The organism is Rhizobium sp. RSm-3 (genome assembly GCF_001854685.1).
Lineage (GTDB): Bacteria > Pseudomonadota > Alphaproteobacteria > Rhizobiales > Rhizobiaceae > Rhizobium > Rhizobium ecuadorense.
Genome location: NZ_MAWZ01000057.1, coordinates 73,663 through 88,602, shown reverse-complemented (window position 1 = coordinate 88,602; position 14,940 = coordinate 73,663). Strand labels below are relative to the sequence as shown.

The following is a 14,940-nucleotide window of genomic DNA, read 5'->3' as shown; positions in this document are numbered from 1 at the left end:
AGCGGTGCAAACGCCGCTCCCGTCACGACGGAGTTCCCATGGCCTTCCTGCTTCGCCGCCTCGTCTTCTACATGGCAGCCTTCATCGCGGCAGCGACGATCAATTTCTTCCTGCCGCGGCTGATGCCGGGTGATCCCGTGCAGATCATGTTCTCCAGCGCCGGCACCGAATTGCCGCCGGAAAGCCTGCAGGCGCTGAAGCTCACCTTCGGCTTCGTCGACGGTCCGCTCTGGCAGCAATATCTCACCTATCTCGGCAGCATCTTCACCGGCGATCTCGGCCGCTCGATCAAATATTTCCCGCTGCCGGTCACCTCGGTGCTCGGTCATGCCCTGGTCTGGACCGTCGCCCTGATGGGAACGGCGACGGTCGTCAGCTTCGCGCTCGGCACCTTGCTCGGCATCCTCGCCGCCTGGCGCCGCGGCAGCAGGTTCGATGTCGTCGTTTCCGTCGGTGCGATTTTCGCCACCTCGGTGCCATCAGTCGTCACCTCGCTGATCGTGCTCTTCATCTTCGGCTTCACGCTCGGCTGGTTCCCGAACGGCTATGCCGCCGATCCCTCGCTCGATCCGGCCTTCAGCCTGCGCTACATCGGCAGCGTCGCCTATCACGGCATCCTGCCGATGGTGACGCTCTGCACGGTGCTGATCGGCGGCTTCACCGTCACCATGCGCAACAACATGATCAACCTGCTCGGCGAGGATTATATCGTCATGGCCCGCGCCAAAGGCCTGTCCGACCGGCATGTGATGCTGTGGTACGCGGCGCGCAACGCCCTGCTGCCGACGGTCTCCAGCCTTGCCATCGCCATCGGCACCATCCTCGGCGGCTCGCTGGTGACGGAGGTCGTCTATAACTATCCCGGCCTCGGCAACATTCTCTACCAGGCGATCCTCGCCCGCGATTACCCCGTCATCCAGGGCCAACTGCTCATCATGACCGCGACCATGCTGATCGCCAATTTCATCGTCGACGTCAGCTATATCCTGCTCGATCCGCGGCTGAAGGGAGCGTGAGATGAAGACCCTGCTTCGAAACCGCAAGGCGCTCACCGGCCTCGTCATCATCGCCGTCATTATCATCGTCGCGATCGCAGCACCGCTGCTGACGCAATACGATCCCGCCGCCCGCAGCGGGCGGCCGCACCAGCCGCCGTCGCTCGACCATATTCTCGGCACCACCCGTATCGGCCAGGATGTCTTCGCCCGGCTGATCTATGGCGCCCGCACCTCGCTTGCCGTCGGCTTCGGCGCCGGCCTGCTGATCACCCTCGTCGGCACCGCGCTCGGCATCATTTCCGGCTATCGCGGCGGCAAGACCGACGAGGTCATCAGCTTCTTCACCAACATGGTGCTGGTCGTTCCGAACCTGCCGCTGCTGCTGGTGCTGGCCGCCTTCATCGGCCAGGCAAGTCCCGTCGTCATTGCCCTCATCCTCGGCGCCACCTCCTGGGCCTGGGGCGCACGCGTCACCCGTGCCGAAACGCTTTCCGTCAAGCATAAGGATTTCGTCAAATCCGCCGAGATGATGGGCGAGCCGCAATGGCGCATCATGACATTCGAGATCGTCCCCAACGTCATCTCGATCGTCGGGATCAATTTCATCGGCAGCGTCATCTTCGCGATCATTACCGAGGCGACGCTTGAGTTTCTCGGCCTCGGTGACCCCCGCGCGATCTCCTGGGGCACCATGCTCTACAATGCGCAGAAGGCCTCGGCGCTTTCGGTCGGCGCATGGTGGGATATCCTCACCCCCTGCTTTGCCCTCGCCTTTCTCGGCATCGGCATGTCGCTTCTGAATTTCGCCGTCGACGAGATCGCCAATCCGCGGCTGCGCACCGGCAATCACCTGAAGCGCTGGTCACTGCTCGTCCGTTCCGGGGAGGGCCGCCTGTGACGCAGCCGCTGCTGTCGGTGAGGAACCTCACCATCGACTATATCGGCGAGGAGAAGGATTTCCGCGCCGTCGACGATGTCAATTTCGACGTCGCACCCGGCGAGGTCTTCGGTCTTGCCGGCGAATCCGGCTGCGGCAAAAGCACCATCGCCTTCGCCATCAGCCGCCTGCACAAGCCGCCGGCGCTGATCCGCAAGCAGAGCCGCATCCTGCTCGACGGCCGTGACGTGCTCGATCTCGACCGGCAGGCGCTTGCCGCCTTCCGTTGGCGCGAGGTCGCCATGGTCTTTCAGAGCGCCATGAATTCGCTGAACCCGGTGCTGCGCATCGAAACGCAATTCTACGACATGCTGCGCACCCATAAAGGCATGAGCCGTGCTGCAGCCCGCGAGCGCACCGCCGAAATGCTCAGGCTCGTCGATATCGCGCCTGATCGCATGCGCGATTATCCGCACCAGTTTTCCGGCGGCATGCGCCAGCGCATCGTCATCGCCATCTGCATGGCGCTCGATCCGAAGCTCGTCGTCATGGACGAGCCGACGACGGCGCTCGACGTCGTCGTCCAGCGCGAGATCCTGCAGCGCATCAACGAGCTGCGCCGCCGCTTCGGCTTCTCCGTGCTCTTCATCACCCATGACCTCGGGCTGATGGTGCAGTTCTGCGACCGCATCGGCATCATGCTGTCAGGCAGGCTGGTGGAGCAGAATTCAGCCGAGGCGATCTACAAGACTCCGGCGCACGATTACACGAAAAAGCTCTGGGCCTCCTTCCCCTCGCTGCATGGAGGAGTGCTGCTATGAGCGACGCCATCCTCGCACTCGACGCCGTCACCAAGAGTTTCGGCTATGGTTCGGCGGTCGTTCACGCGGCACGCGCCATCTCCTTTTCACTGCATGCCGGCCGGGCGCTGGCGCTGGTCGGCGAATCCGGCAGCGGCAAGACCACCTGCGCCCGCATGGCGATGCGCGAATATCTGCCGACATCGGGCCGCATCCTCTACAAGGGCCGGCCGGTCGAGGCGGCGAATTCCGCCGAAATCGCCCGCTACCGCCGCTCGGTACAGATGATCTTCCAGGATCCCTTCGCCTCGCTGAACCCTGCCCACACCATCGCCCACCATCTGAGGCGGCCGCTGAAGCTGCATCGCCCCGATATCAAGGGGGCCGAGATCGATGCGACGGTCCGCGAACTGCTGCAGCGCGTCAGGCTCGATCCCGATCTCGTCGCGCCGAGATATCCGCACGAACTCTCCGGCGGCCAGCGCCAGCGCGTCAACATCGCCCGCGCCCTTGCCGTCCGGCCAGAGGTGATCGTGGCGGACGAACCGACCTCGATGCTCGACGTCTCGGTGCGCCTCGGCGTGCTGAACCTCTTGAACGAGATGAAGCAGCAGATGAATCTCGGCCTGCTCTATATCACCCATGACATCGCCACGGCCCGTTATGTCGCGGAAGATATCGCCGTGATGTATGCCGGCCAGATCGTCGAATGGGGCAGCACCGCGGGGGTGATCGACAATCCGCAGCATCCCTATACCAGGCTGCTGCTCTCGGCCGTGCCCGACCCCGATGTCCGCTTCGAAGACCCGAAAGCCCGGCTCAGGCCTGAGGAGGTGGAGAATATCCGCAGTCGTTCAGCCGCGCCGCAGGACGAGATCGTCGAAGTGGAGCCGGATCATTTCATGCGGATGATCTGACAGTCCGTTTGATTGCGCCTCAGCTGAGTTCCTGGGCGAGTCCGAGGAGAATCCCTTCGGGCCCTCTTATGTAGCAGAGCCGATATGTATCGCCGTACTGGACGACGTCGCCGACGAGCTGCGCGCCACGCGCACGAAGCCTTTCAAGCGTGTCGTCGATGTCATCGACGGTGAACATGACGCGGAGATAACCGAGCGCGTTGACCGGAGCGTTGCGGTGATCTGCGACGACAGCAGGCATGAGGAAGCGGGAGAGTTCGAGCCGGCTGTGGCCATCAGGTGTGCGCATCATGGCAATCTCGACACGCTGATCGCCCAGCCCCGTGATGCGCCCGGCCCATTCGCCTTCGATCATGGCCCGTCCTTCGAGCGCGAGGCCGAGTTCGCCAAAGAAATCAATCGCCGCTGTGAGGTCTTCGACGACGATTCCGACATTGTCCATCTGCTTGAGCGCCATGTTTCCAATCTCCAAAGTGTCGTTGCAATCCACGAGGTGTCGCCTCGTCTGACAAAGGACGCTTGAGGTGCCCCGACACCGACAGCCTCCAGCCTAAATTCGCTGCTGTTCGCATCAGAAGCTTGAAGCATGGACGGCCTCAAACCACCGCCCGTTTTCAAACGGTCTCCGCCTGCTTACTGGCCCCGCTCATCGCCCTATGCTAGGGGACGGTTCTTTCACGTGAGGCGAAACCGTCATGCTGCCCTGGATCCAGCTCGATCGCGCGACCATTCCCGGCGAAGGCGGCGAACTCAGGCTGAAGCAGCGCGGCAGCGAGTTCTCGATCATGCTCGGCGCCAACGAACTGATGAACAGCCGCCTCAGCGGCTCGGAGGAGGCGCTGGCGACGCTTTCCTGGGAACGGATCAAGGCGCATCCAAAACCGAGGGTGCTGATCGGCGGGCTCGGCATGGGCTTTACCCTGCGCGCCGCTCTCGCCATCCTTCCCGAAGATGCCGGCGTCACCGTCGCCGAACTGGTGCCGGCCGTCGTGACCTGGGCGCGCGGCCCGATGGCCGAAGTCTTCAAGGGCTGCCTCGACGATCCCCGCGTCGGCATCCATCAGGGCGATGTCGGCGAGGCGATCCGCGCCGGCAAGGGCGCCTATGACGCGATCCTGCTCGATGTCGACAACGGCCCGGACGGGCTGACCCGCAAATCCAACGATCGGCTCTATGATTTCGCCGGCCTGCGTGCCGCCCGCGACGCGCTTCGCCCCGGCGGCGTTCTCGCCGTCTGGTCATCCGGTCCGGACCCCGATTTCACCCGACGCCTCAGAGACAGCGGCTTTTCCGTCGATGCCGTCAACACCCGCGCCAATGGCAAGCGCGGCGGCGCCCGCCATGTCATTTGGCTGGCGGTGAAACCGGCCCGCTGATCAAAGCTCCTCAACGAATGAGGTGATATCGCCTGGGTCAGCTGGCCGACGCGATCCTGCGGGCGGCATTGATGGCGCGGCGGGCGCCGGACCGCAGCTGCGTGGTCTCGGCGCCGGCAATGACCAGGTCGAAGCCGAATTTCAAAAGTTCGCCGGCCCGCTCGCCGTCGGCGGCAAAGGCGCAGGCGAATTTGCCGTGGGCACGGCAGCGGGCGACGGCATGCTGCATGGCGCTGTCGATTTCGGCCGCGTTCGGCGCCACCTGATCGCCGTTCGACAGCGCGATCGAAAGATCGGAAGGGCCGATGAAAATGCCGTCGATGCCGGTCACGCCGAGAATGCCGTCGATCGCGTCGAGCGCAGCACGGGTCTCGATCATGGCGATGGCGACGGTGAGCGCATTGGCGCTCTTCAAATAATCGTCGGCCGACAGGCCTGTATGGTTCAGCGCCAGCGACGGCCCCCAGCTGCGCTCGCCGACGGGCGGATATTTCGTCGTCCGGACCAGGGCTCTCGCATCGTCGGGCGAATTGATCATCGGCGCGATGATGCCGGAGGCACCGGCGTCGAGCAGCCGTGAGGCGGAGGCGAAATCGCCGACCGGGATGCGCGCCAGGGCCGGCTTGCCGGCCAGACGCACCTGCGCGATGCCATTAGCCGCCGACGGCATGTCCCACATGCCGTGCTGCATATCCAGCACGACGGCATCGAAGGCCTCCTGCGCCAGATGGTTGACGAGCATGGCATCGGGAATGCCGACCCAGGCGGAGATCATGCCGCCCCGGCTGCCCCTGATCCGGTTCGCAAAGCCGTCGATGTCAGTTGCATCCATGCCCTTCTCCTCAATTCGTCAGCGCCCAGCGGCGGCTCACACTCTCCGGCGCAGTCGTGAGACGATGATCATGACGGCAATGCCGGCTGCGGCCAGAAGAGCACCCCACAGCATCCAGATCGTTTGCGCGATCATGAAGCTGGAGGCCGGATAGGGAAAATAGCCGCTTCCCTGCCCGATCCAGATCAGCCCGAGAAGGATCATAAGCAGTCCGATGATATATCCGATCGTTCGCATGCGTCCGCCACTTCGCTAAGGATTCGATCTCACAATGTCCGGCGGCATCGCCGATGACAAGGCTTCCCCGGAGAGAAATGCGGCCGTTGCTAACTGCTCCGCTTCACCTCATCCAATAACCAGGCACTGAGCCTCTCGCTGTGCGCGCTTGGAGATCGCGGCGGCACCAGCCAGTAACCACGGTCCTGCACATCGAGCGGCGGGCCGGCTTCCACAAGCATGCCCGCGGAGAGCAGCGTATCGACGAGCCCCATCCAGCCGATCGCCACGCCTTGCCCGCTCAGCGCCGCCTGAATAACCAGCGAGTAGGTATTGAAGCTGATATCGCCGCGGCCGGCATTGATGTCGCGCAGGACGGCGAATTCAGAGAAATAGCTGCGCCAGTCGAACCAGGGCGATGGCATCGGCGTGTCGAGATGGATCAGCACCGCCCTGGCAAGCTGCCCCGGATCGTCGAACGGGCCGTTTCGGTCGAGAAATCCCTGCGTGCAGACCGGCACGACCTTTTCCCGGAGCAGAAGCGTGCCGATGGCGCCGAATTCCGCCCGCGTGCCGAAAACGACCGCGACATCCGCTTCGTCACGAAAACCGGCTGAAAATCGCTGCGTCGCGACGATCTGGATGTCCGTTTCCGGATGAAGAAGCCGGAAGCCGTCCATGCGCGGGATCAGCCAGAGCGATGAAAAGGCATAGTCGGTTCTCAGCCGCACGACCGGTCGCTGGACTTCGGCACGGAAGCTGCGCGCGAGCGCATCGATATCGCCGACCGCCTTGGCGGTAACGTCGAGAAGCCGCTCGCCTTCAGCAGTCAGTGTCACGCCGCGATGCTGGCGGCGCAGCAGGCTGACGCCGAACTGTTCCTCCAGCCGACGGATCTGATAGCTGACGGCCGGCTGGGTAAGCCCGAGCAGTGCTGCGGCCGAGGAAAAGCTCCCAAGTCTGGCGACCTCGACGAAGACGCGCATCCAGCCAAGTTCAAGCGGATGGTCTGGCATAAAAATTCCTTTTGGCATCCATCGAAAAAAGTCATCTTTACAGGCGCGATGATAGGCGCTTCAATAAAATCTTCAAATAGCACAGAGGATCGACATGGCGCGCCCGAATATTCTCATCCTGATGGTGGATCAGTTGAACGGGACCCTCTTTCCCGATGGTCCCATCGATTTCCTTCACGCGCCGCATCTGAAATCATTGGCGGAGCGTTCCGTGCGTTTCGCCAACACCTATACGGCAAGTCCGCTTTGCGCGCCGGCGCGGGCGTCCTTCATGTCCGGGCAATTGCCGAGCCGGACGCGCGTCTACGACAATGCCGCCGAATTTGCCTCCGACATTCCGACCTATGCGCATCATCTGCGCGCCGCCGGATATCAGACGGCGCTATCCGGCAAGATGCATTTCGTCGGCCCCGACCAGCTTCACGGCTTCGAGGAGCGGCTGACGACGGATATCTACCCCGCCGATTTCGGCTGGACGCCCGATTATACCAAACCCGGCGAGCGCATCGACTGGTGGTATCACAATCTCGGTTCGGTCACCGGCGCCGGTGTTGCCGAGATCACCAACCAGATGGAATATGACGACGAGGTCGCCTACCACGCCAGCCGCAAGCTGTTCGATCTCTCGCGCGGCCAGGACGAACGCCCCTGGTGCCTGACCGTCAGCTTCACCCACCCACACGATCCCTATGTTGCGCGCCGCAAGTTCTGGGACCTCTATGAGGACTGCCCGGCGCTCGACCCGGCGGTGGCGCCGATCGCCTTCGAGAAGCAGGATCCGCATTCGCAGCGGCTGATGAAAGCTTGCGACCACGAGGCCTTCGACATCAGCCCGGAGGAGATCCGGCGGGCAAGGCGGGGCTACTTCGCCAATATCTCCTATGTCGACGATAAGATCGGCGAGATTCTCGGCGTGCTGGAACGGACCCGCATGGCCGAGAACACGATCATTCTGTTCGTTTCCGATCATGGCGACATGCTCGGCGACCGCGGCCTCTGGTTCAAGATGAACTTCTTCGAAGGATCGGCGCGTGTTCCGCTAATGATCGCGGCCCCGGGCTGGAAGCCCGGGCGCATCGATCAGCCCGTCTCCACGCTCGACGTGACGCCGACGCTGGCTGCCCTTGCCGGGATCGACATAGCCTCGTTGAAACCATGGACCGAGGGTGAGGATCTTTCAGCACTTGCCGCAGGCACGGGCAGCCGCGGCCCGGTGCCGATGGAATATGCCGCCGAGGGCTCCGAAGCGCCGCTCGTCTGCCTCAGGGACGGGCGCTACAAACTCTCGCTCTGCGAAAAGGATCCGCCGATGCTGTTCGACCTCGAAGCCGATCCACAGGAACTCGACAATCTGGCGGAAAAGCCGGCCCATGCCGACACCCTGGCACGACTTGTCGAACAGGCCCGCCGGCGCTGGAACCTTGCCGATTTCGACGCCGCCGTGCGTGAAAGCCAAGCGCGCCGCTGGGTGGTCTATGCGGCGCTGCGCAACGGCGCCTATTATCCCTGGGACCATCAGCCGCTGCAGAAGGCCTCGGAGCGCTACATGCGCAACCACATGGATCTGAACGTGCTGGAGGAAAGCCAGAGATTCCCGCGCCAGGAATGAGCGGCAGAGGCTCGCGGTTTAAGCCGTCCGGCGCGCCGGCGCCTCGCGCAGGAAATCCTCGATGAAGGCCTTTTGCAGCAGGATGCCGTCCCATTCGTCGGGGAAAAAGGGCGAGTCGTAGATCAATGTGAAGGGACCGGCGTAACCGGCCCGCTCGCACATCTCCAGGCATTTGCGGTAATCGTCGGCATCGAGGCCGGCGACGCCGTAATCGGCCTTGGCATGGCAGATTTCCGCCCGGCGCATGATGTCGGCAAGGCCCTCGTATTTCGCCGGTGCCGCCCAATTGCCGAGGTCGCCGTTGAGGCCGACCTTGCCGTCCAGCCGATCCAGCAGCCAGTTCATCTCGACGGGCGACGGCAGCAGGTCGAACCAGTTTTCGACGACGACGCGCACGCCGCTGCCTTCGGCCTTTTCAGCCAGCCAGTTCAGATGACGGGCTGCACGGCTCAGGTTTTCCTCGATCGGCTTCTGCTTGCCGGCGATGACGCGCATCCTCTGCGCCCCAAGGGAAGCGGCGATATCGATCCACGGCGCCATCCATTTGACATCGCGCTCGGCCGTCTCGGGATGGCTCGGATCGCCGTCCTCGATGAGCAGCGTCTGGAACAGCACGTTTGACGCCGTCATCGCATCGCGCAATTCGCTTAAATAGCCGGAATCGAGGCTCGGCAGATGAAAGGAACAGATCTCCAGCCGGTTGACGCCGCGCGCCGCCAGCGTCGCCGGCAAGTCGATCAGTGCCGCGGCCCCCGGGCCATAGGGTTCCTTGGGCGCAGCACTTTTGTCAGGATCGGGGCTATAGGCATAAACGGCGCCGAGCAGCCGATGCAGCGACCATGTCGAAACCGCGAAGCGTCCGTTTTGCAAGATCTGCACGTGCTTTCCTCCAGGATTTCCTCCTGCCATCAATCGCAATAAAAGCCCGGCGGTTCAATTGCCAATCAGGCGAAATCGCCGCGAATGACCGGCTCGGCAGCGAGTGCGACCCCCAGCAGCGCTTCGTCGCGATGGGCCGTGGCGGAGAGCAGCAGCCCGACTGGCATGCCGGAGGCACCCGTGCCGCAGGGGATGGAGACGCCACACCAGTCGAGAAAATTGCCGAGCGCGGTATTGCGCAGCGTCCTGTTGTTGGTGGCGAAGAAGAGTTCGTCGTCCTGTTCCAGCGGCCCGATCGGCGGAGCGACATGGGCGACCGTCGGAAAAGCGATGAGCTGGTCGCCGACAAGGCGCTCGACATCGGCGATCAGGCGGCCGCGCGCCGCAAGGATCGCCAGGTAATCGGCCAGACTCGTCCTGCTTCCCAAGCGGGTACGCATGACGACGCGGTGATCCATCCTATCCGCATCCGGTCCCGCGAGCCGTTCCTGATGCAATGCGAAAGCTTCCGCGGTGACCAGCGGGCCGTATCTCGTCATCAGATCGAAAATCTCGTCGAAGGCTGGAATGACAGCACGGGCAACATGGGCGCCGGCCCTTTGAAGACGTTCCAAAGCAGTCTCGAACGCAGCGATCACTTCAGGCTCGGCTCCGTCGAAGACGATATTGTCAGGCACAAGCAATTCCAGCCCCTGTAGCGGACGCTCGACGACATCAGGCGCCGTGCGGCCGCGCATCGCCGCATCGATCCACACCGCATCCCTGACGCTGCGGCAGAGCGGTCCCAGCGAATCCAGGCTCTTGGCCAGCGGATAGACGCCCTCCATCGCATGACGGCCGCGGGTCGCCTTGTAGCCGACAATGCCGTTGAAGGCGGCGGGAATGCGCACCGAGCCGCCAGTATCCGTGCCCATGGCGACCGGCACCAGCCCGGCGGCAACGGCGACACCGGCACCGGAGGACGAACCGCCCGGAATGCGCGACAGATCGGCGCCGCGCGGATTGACCGGCGTGCCGTAATGCGGATTGATGCCGAGGCCGGAAAAGGCGAACTCGCTCATATTGGTGCGGCCGATCGCGACCATGCCCGCCTGCCTGAGCAGACCGACGACGGCCGCATCGCGCTTGGCCGGCGCATCGGCGGCCAGCACGGCGGACCCCGCCGTCGTCGCCAGACCTTCGATATCGAAAAGATCCTTCCAGGCGATCGGAATGCCGTCCAGCAATCCGAGCGATCGGCCCTCCCGCAAACGCATCGAGGAGGTGCGTGCCTCCTCCATCGCGCGGCTTTCCAGCAGCGTCGTGAAAACCGCCTTGTCGGCATAATCAGCGATGGTTCCGAAGACCGCCTCGGCCACGTCGACCGGATCGGCCGCGCCACCTTGAATGAGGACGGAAAGCTGGGCGACCGACATTGCGCCGAAGGATTTGCTCATGGGACGATCCACAGAAAGATGATCCTCTGGACTACCCCGGATCATTCCGGCGAGCCAGAGCATCACGATATTTTGCATTTATTAGGACGATTTTTTGAACACTGCGTTTGCAGATTGCCCCTTCAATTGCCGCGATTAAAGACACACATGCTGCACGCATGCGGGAGTCGGTCCGCCATGAGGGTTGAGAGTTTATTCTTGAGAGGCCGGCGTCGCATGTGTTGCAGGAGTATTTGAGATGACAGATTGTGAAACTTTGACCCGTCGCCAGGATATGGTGACGCTCCATGTGAAAGAGGATGGAACCGCCGGCTTGGGCGAGCGCGATTATGTGGAGCATGTCAGCGCCCAGAAACTTTCGGGCTTCGAGCGCATTGTCGTGGTCGCGGCGCTGGCTCTCTTGAGCTTCGTCGGTTTCGCCGCATATTCTTCCACCGAGACGGACCCGGTGACGACCTCGGCCATTGCCGCCACCGCCGGCGACAGCGCGCCGCACCATCAGCCTTACGGCCATTGCCGTGAGAGCAGCCCCTATGCCGAAAGGGTCTGCTGAGGGCGAGCCCGGCTCGCCTGGATAGAACCACTCGCCGGGCATGGAGACCTTGGCCCAGGCTGCATTGACAGCGAAAAGGGACGGACCATGGCCGGTGATATCGATTACAATCTCGACCGCTTCGTCGATGCCCAGAACGGCGTCTACGAAAAGGCGCTTTCGGAACTGAAAGCCGGGCGCAAGACCTCCCACTGGATGTGGTTCATCTTCCCGCAGATATCAGGTCTCGGCACCTCCCCGATGGCGGAAAAATATGCGATCCGTTCCGCCGAGGAAGCCGCCGCCTATCTCGCCGATCCCATTCTCTCAAGCCGGCTGCTGCGTTGCATCGAGGCGATCTTGTCGGTCAAGGACCGATCCGCCCATGCGATCCTGGGCTCGCCCGACGACCTGAAGCTGCGCTCGTCGATGACCCTGTTTGCCGCGATCAGCGACCATGGCTCGCCCTTCCACCGGGTGATCGAGCATTTCTACCAAGGGAAATTCGACGAGCGGACGATGGAAATCCTCAGGACTTAGATCATGCTCTCGCGGTCCGGCCTGCTTCCAGCGCAGCGATTTCGTCGGAAATTTCGCTCAGCCGCTGACGCAGATCGCTGTCGGTGCCGTCATCGACCTCTTCCTCGCCGAAACAATAGCGCGCATCGTGAAGCTCCAGCTTGGCTTCAAGCTCGGCGCGTTTGGCATACAGGCGCTTGAGATAGACGTAGTTCATCTCCCGGTCTCCACTTGTCCTCCGGTGATGGAAGAACGGCATGGAGGCGGTAAGGTTCCCGAAAGACCGGTTCAGGCGAAGGAAGCGATCGCCGCGTTGCAGGCCTTGGCGAAATGACCGCAGCAGCTGGCAGCGCCCATGGCCTGGCGGCTGACACGCGCACCTTCGAGCAGCAGCGTCAGCGTATCGGCAAGAAGGTCCGGCTCGCGCGCATCGGCCGCCGAACAGAGCGCGGCCAGCCGATCTCGCTGTTCGGCCTTGTGGCGCTCGATCATTTCATGGGCCGGGTGGCCCTCGCCCTTCAGCTCGATGGCGGCATTGGCGAGATCGCAGCCGGCAGGCTCGCCGGTCAGACATTGCGCCCGCATCTCAACCCAGGCGTAGAGCTGGGCGCGCGGATTACCGGGATAGGCCGCCTCCAGATCGCGCCAGATGGCACCCGCCTTTTCGGAGGCGCGGCGCAGCGTCTCGCAGACGAGTTCGTCCTTCGAGCCGAAATGCCGGTAGAGCGTCATCTTGTTGGTCAGCGCCGCGTCGGCGATCGCATCGACGCCGATGCCGCGGATGCCGCGCTCGCGGAAAAGCTCCGATGCGGTGGAGACGATACGTTCCCGCGGCGGGATTCGATCCTCTGGTACGGCTGCGGAGATTACATTCGAAGTTTCGGATTTTTTTGCGGACGTAGTCCTTGACATCAATGTGACCGATCGGTAACAAATGCATTGTTACTTACCGGTAACACCACGAAACGCGAAAGTCAATGTCGAGAACGGCAGCGCACAGTGGAACACGGGCGACCGCCCACGAAAGGAGGACAAGCCATGAGAAAGACCAGAGACGACCTGACGATATCCGAAGCCCTTCGCGACCCCCTGATCGCCATGGTGTTGCGCGCCGACGGCGTGAAGCTTGAAGATTTCAAGCAACTCCTGGAGACGGCGGCCGGCAAACGCGAACCGCGCTCGACCTCGGTGGGCAACATCATCGGAGCCATCGCAAGCCGCGCCAATCTGCCGGCAATGCCCTGCTTCGGCTGAACAGCCCGCCTGAAAATTTCGGGGGATCTCTCCCTGCCCCCGTCAAGGGCTGCCGTCACAAAGAGGCGGCGGCCCTTGCCGCTTGATCGTAATGCCCGGAAAGCGCACGGAGCATGGCGGCCATCGCCGATGCCGCCGCGGCATCGAGCCCGAGGCCTTTCATAGACTCCACCAGCAGCGCTTCGCGCACGGCCCGGTATTTCAGGCAGATTTCAACGCCCTTTTCGGTAGCGGCGATCAGTTTCTCCTTGCCCGCCCGAGTGCTCGTCACAAGGCCGCGCCTTTCAAGCTTCTTGATCGCGTAGATCACCAGATGCGTATCCTCGACGCCGAGCACGCTGCAGAGATCGCCGAGCCGCTTCGGCCGCTGCCGGTGGGCAACCGAATGCAGCACCAGCACGTCGATCGCAGCGCAGCCGGGCTCGCCGGCCGCCGTCATGCAGCGGACCATCCAGCGATCGAAGGCATTGCCGGCGAGGATCAGGCCGAATTCCAGCTCGGAAAGCGCCGGAAGCGCGCCATCGGCCAGATGGGCGGAGGAGACGATCGGTCCGATGCCCTGTTGTCCATGCCCATCCGCCATGCCGACCGGCGGCGGTTACGGCAAGCCGGACTGAAACGGGTCGCGTCAAACCTTGATCGACCCGCTCAGTTCCTTGTTTCACGCATATCTTTAACCCGGAACCGCCAATCCCAGGCGACTTGCGTCAAAGGGTCGGCTTGCCACCAGTGACCGCGATTGTCGTGCCGGAGACATAGCTCGACAAGGGATCGGCCAGCATCACATAGGCTGTCGCCAGCTCGGCCGGCTGGCCCGGCCGTTTCATCGGCACCTGCTTGCCGAAATTGCTGACAGTTTCCTCAGGCAGCGTCGAGGGAATGAGCGGCGTCCAGATCGGCCCCGGCGCCACGGCATTGGCGCGAATGCCTTTCTCCGCCAGAAGCTGGGCAAGACCGGCGGTGAAATTCTGGATCGCGCCCTTGGTCGTCGCATAGGCAAGCAAGGTCGGGTTCGGGCTGTCCGAATTGATCGAGGCGGTGTTGATGATTGAACTGCCGGGCTTCATATGCGGAACGGCCGCCTTGGTCAGGTAAAACATCGCATGGATATTGACCTTGAAGGTCAGTTCCCACTCCTCGTCGCTGATCTCGTCGATGCTCTTGAAGCTCGCCTGATGGGCGGCATTGTTGACGAGAATGTCGATACCGCCCAGCTCCTTGACCGTCGTCTCGACGATCTGCCGGCATAAAGCCGGATCCTGGATATCGCCGCTGACGAGCACGGCCTTGCGCCCGGCCTCTTCGACGAGCCGCTTGGTCTCGTCGGCATCCTCATCTTCGTCGAGATAGGAAATTACAATATCGGCGCCTTCCCTGGCATAGGCGATCGCCACCGCCCGGCCGATGCCGCTATCGCCGCCGGTGATGATCGCCCGCTTGCCCTTCAGCCGCTCGGAACCGCGATAGGTTTTTTCGCCATGGTCGGGAACCGGGTCCATCTGCGCGGTAAAACCGGGCATCGGCTGTTTCTGGGATGGGAAAGGCGGTGTCGGATAATTCGTCATCATGACCTCCTGGGTTCAGGGTCAAACTCAGGCTGCGGTTTGTTGTTCCAGTTTATGGTGGAGTTCTTCCCGAGCAGTAGCACCGCGGCGAGAACCATCCCCGCTTCGCATCCG

General features: G+C 62.9%; 19 protein-coding genes. 9 read left to right on the top strand and 10 right to left on the bottom strand.

The features are described 5' to 3' along the window. Window positions 1-38: 38 nt before the first annotated feature. Genes BBJ66_RS27645 through BBJ66_RS27630 form a run of 4 tightly spaced genes read left to right on the top strand, consistent with a single transcriptional unit; the run spans window position 39 to window position 3,592 of the window. Window positions 39-1,016, top strand: a complete 978-nt coding sequence (locus BBJ66_RS27645; protein ID WP_049735769.1) for an ABC transporter permease — start codon at window positions 39-41, stop codon at window positions 1,014-1,016. Between the two features lies 1 nt (window position 1,017). Then, window positions 1,018-1,896: an ABC transporter permease gene (locus BBJ66_RS27640; RefSeq protein ID WP_071091416.1), complete on the top strand. Its 879-nt coding sequence runs from the start codon at window positions 1,018-1,020 to the stop codon at window positions 1,894-1,896. Continuing rightward, window positions 1,893-2,696, top strand: coding sequence for an ABC transporter ATP-binding protein (locus BBJ66_RS27635; protein ID WP_071091412.1), 804 nt, complete (start codon window positions 1,893-1,895; stop codon window positions 2,694-2,696). Before BBJ66_RS27640 ends, BBJ66_RS27635 begins: the two co-directional genes overlap by 4 nt. Then, a complete protein-coding gene (locus tag BBJ66_RS27630) occupies window positions 2,693-3,592 on the top strand; it encodes an ABC transporter ATP-binding protein (RefSeq protein ID WP_049735766.1) in 900 nt (299 codons plus the stop codon). The genes BBJ66_RS27635 and BBJ66_RS27630 overlap by 4 nt, the downstream gene beginning before the upstream one ends. Before the next feature lie 19 nt (window positions 3,593-3,611). Here BBJ66_RS27630 and BBJ66_RS27625 read toward each other — a convergent pair whose 3' ends face one another. After that, the gene (locus BBJ66_RS27625) at window positions 3,612-4,049 is read right to left on the bottom strand and encodes a VOC family protein (protein ID WP_049735765.1); all 438 of its coding nucleotides are present in this window, start codon (window positions 4,047-4,049) and stop codon (window positions 3,612-3,614) included. Window positions 4,050-4,287: 238 nt separating this feature from the next. Between BBJ66_RS27625 and BBJ66_RS27620 the strand changes: the two genes are divergently transcribed. Beyond that, window positions 4,288-4,968 carry a spermidine synthase gene (locus tag BBJ66_RS27620; protein ID WP_071091409.1) on the top strand — a complete coding sequence of 227 codons (681 nt, stop codon included), beginning with the start codon at window positions 4,288-4,290 and terminating at the stop codon, window positions 4,966-4,968. 37 nt (window positions 4,969-5,005) lie between these two features. Here BBJ66_RS27620 and BBJ66_RS27615 read toward each other — a convergent pair whose 3' ends face one another. From BBJ66_RS27615 to BBJ66_RS27605, 3 genes are all read right to left on the bottom strand, one after another. Further along, the gene (locus BBJ66_RS27615; protein WP_071091406.1) at window positions 5,006-5,800 is read right to left on the bottom strand and encodes an HpcH/HpaI aldolase family protein; all 795 of its coding nucleotides are present in this window, start codon (window positions 5,798-5,800) and stop codon (window positions 5,006-5,008) included. A 36-nt stretch (window positions 5,801-5,836) separates the two neighbouring features. Next, a complete protein-coding gene (locus BBJ66_RS27610; RefSeq protein ID WP_049735762.1) occupies window positions 5,837-6,037 on the bottom strand; it encodes a hypothetical protein in 201 nt (66 codons plus the stop codon). Window positions 6,038-6,126: 89 nt separating this feature from the next. Beyond that, window positions 6,127-7,032 carry a choline sulfate utilization transcriptional regulator gene (locus tag BBJ66_RS27605; protein WP_049735761.1) on the bottom strand — a complete coding sequence of 302 codons (906 nt, stop codon included), beginning with the start codon at window positions 7,030-7,032 and terminating at the stop codon, window positions 6,127-6,129. A gap of 94 nt (window positions 7,033-7,126) precedes the next feature. On the opposite strand from BBJ66_RS27605, the gene betC reads away from it, so the two are divergent. Then, on the top strand, window positions 7,127-8,641 hold the full coding sequence (gene betC, locus BBJ66_RS27600; RefSeq protein ID WP_071091403.1) for a choline-sulfatase: 1,515 nt from the start codon (window positions 7,127-7,129) through the stop codon (window positions 8,639-8,641). A gap of 18 nt (window positions 8,642-8,659) precedes the next feature. On the opposite strand, the gene BBJ66_RS27595 is transcribed toward betC, so the two are convergent. Continuing rightward, the gene (locus tag BBJ66_RS27595; protein WP_071091401.1) at window positions 8,660-9,520 is read right to left on the bottom strand and encodes a sugar phosphate isomerase/epimerase family protein; all 861 of its coding nucleotides are present in this window, start codon (window positions 9,518-9,520) and stop codon (window positions 8,660-8,662) included. 65 nt (window positions 9,521-9,585) lie between these two features. Continuing rightward, window positions 9,586-10,956 (bottom strand): amidase, encoded by a 1,371-nt coding sequence (locus BBJ66_RS27590; protein WP_071091398.1) that lies wholly within the window; start codon window positions 10,954-10,956, stop codon window positions 9,586-9,588. 274 nt (window positions 10,957-11,230) lie between these two features. Here BBJ66_RS27590 and BBJ66_RS27585 point away from each other — a divergent pair, with 274 nt between their 5' ends. Together BBJ66_RS27585 and BBJ66_RS27580 are read left to right on the top strand one after the other, a co-directional pair. Further along, on the top strand, window positions 11,231-11,509 hold the full coding sequence (locus BBJ66_RS27585; RefSeq protein WP_190238050.1) for a hypothetical protein: 279 nt from the start codon (window positions 11,231-11,233) through the stop codon (window positions 11,507-11,509). Between the two features lie 87 nt (window positions 11,510-11,596). After that, a complete protein-coding gene (locus tag BBJ66_RS27580) occupies window positions 11,597-12,028 on the top strand; it encodes a DUF1810 domain-containing protein (protein ID WP_049735756.1) in 432 nt (143 codons plus the stop codon). Window position 12,029: 1 nt separating this feature from the next. Here BBJ66_RS27580 and BBJ66_RS27575 read toward each other — a convergent pair whose 3' ends face one another. Both BBJ66_RS27575 and BBJ66_RS27570 read right to left on the bottom strand, forming a co-directional pair. Beyond that, window positions 12,030-12,224, bottom strand: a complete 195-nt coding sequence (locus tag BBJ66_RS27575) for a hypothetical protein (RefSeq protein WP_049735755.1) — start codon at window positions 12,222-12,224, stop codon at window positions 12,030-12,032. Between the two features lie 71 nt (window positions 12,225-12,295). Next, window positions 12,296-12,919, bottom strand: coding sequence for a TetR/AcrR family transcriptional regulator (locus tag BBJ66_RS27570; RefSeq protein WP_049735754.1), 624 nt, complete (start codon window positions 12,917-12,919; stop codon window positions 12,296-12,298). Window positions 12,920-13,045: 126 nt separating this feature from the next. Here BBJ66_RS27570 and BBJ66_RS27565 point away from each other — a divergent pair, with 126 nt between their 5' ends. After that, complete coding sequence (locus tag BBJ66_RS27565) at window positions 13,046-13,261, top strand: hypothetical protein (RefSeq protein WP_049735753.1); 216 nt, start codon at window positions 13,046-13,048, stop codon at window positions 13,259-13,261. A 55-nt stretch (window positions 13,262-13,316) separates the two neighbouring features. Here the strand turns inward: BBJ66_RS27565 and BBJ66_RS27560 are convergent, their stop codons facing one another. After that, the gene (locus BBJ66_RS27560) at window positions 13,317-13,844 is read right to left on the bottom strand and encodes a winged helix DNA-binding protein (protein ID WP_071091396.1); all 528 of its coding nucleotides are present in this window, start codon (window positions 13,842-13,844) and stop codon (window positions 13,317-13,319) included. A gap of 124 nt (window positions 13,845-13,968) precedes the next feature. Beyond that, window positions 13,969-14,826 (bottom strand): SDR family oxidoreductase, encoded by an 858-nt coding sequence (locus tag BBJ66_RS27555; RefSeq protein ID WP_071091899.1) that lies wholly within the window; start codon window positions 14,824-14,826, stop codon window positions 13,969-13,971. Between the last annotated feature and the right edge of the window lie 114 nt (window positions 14,827-14,940).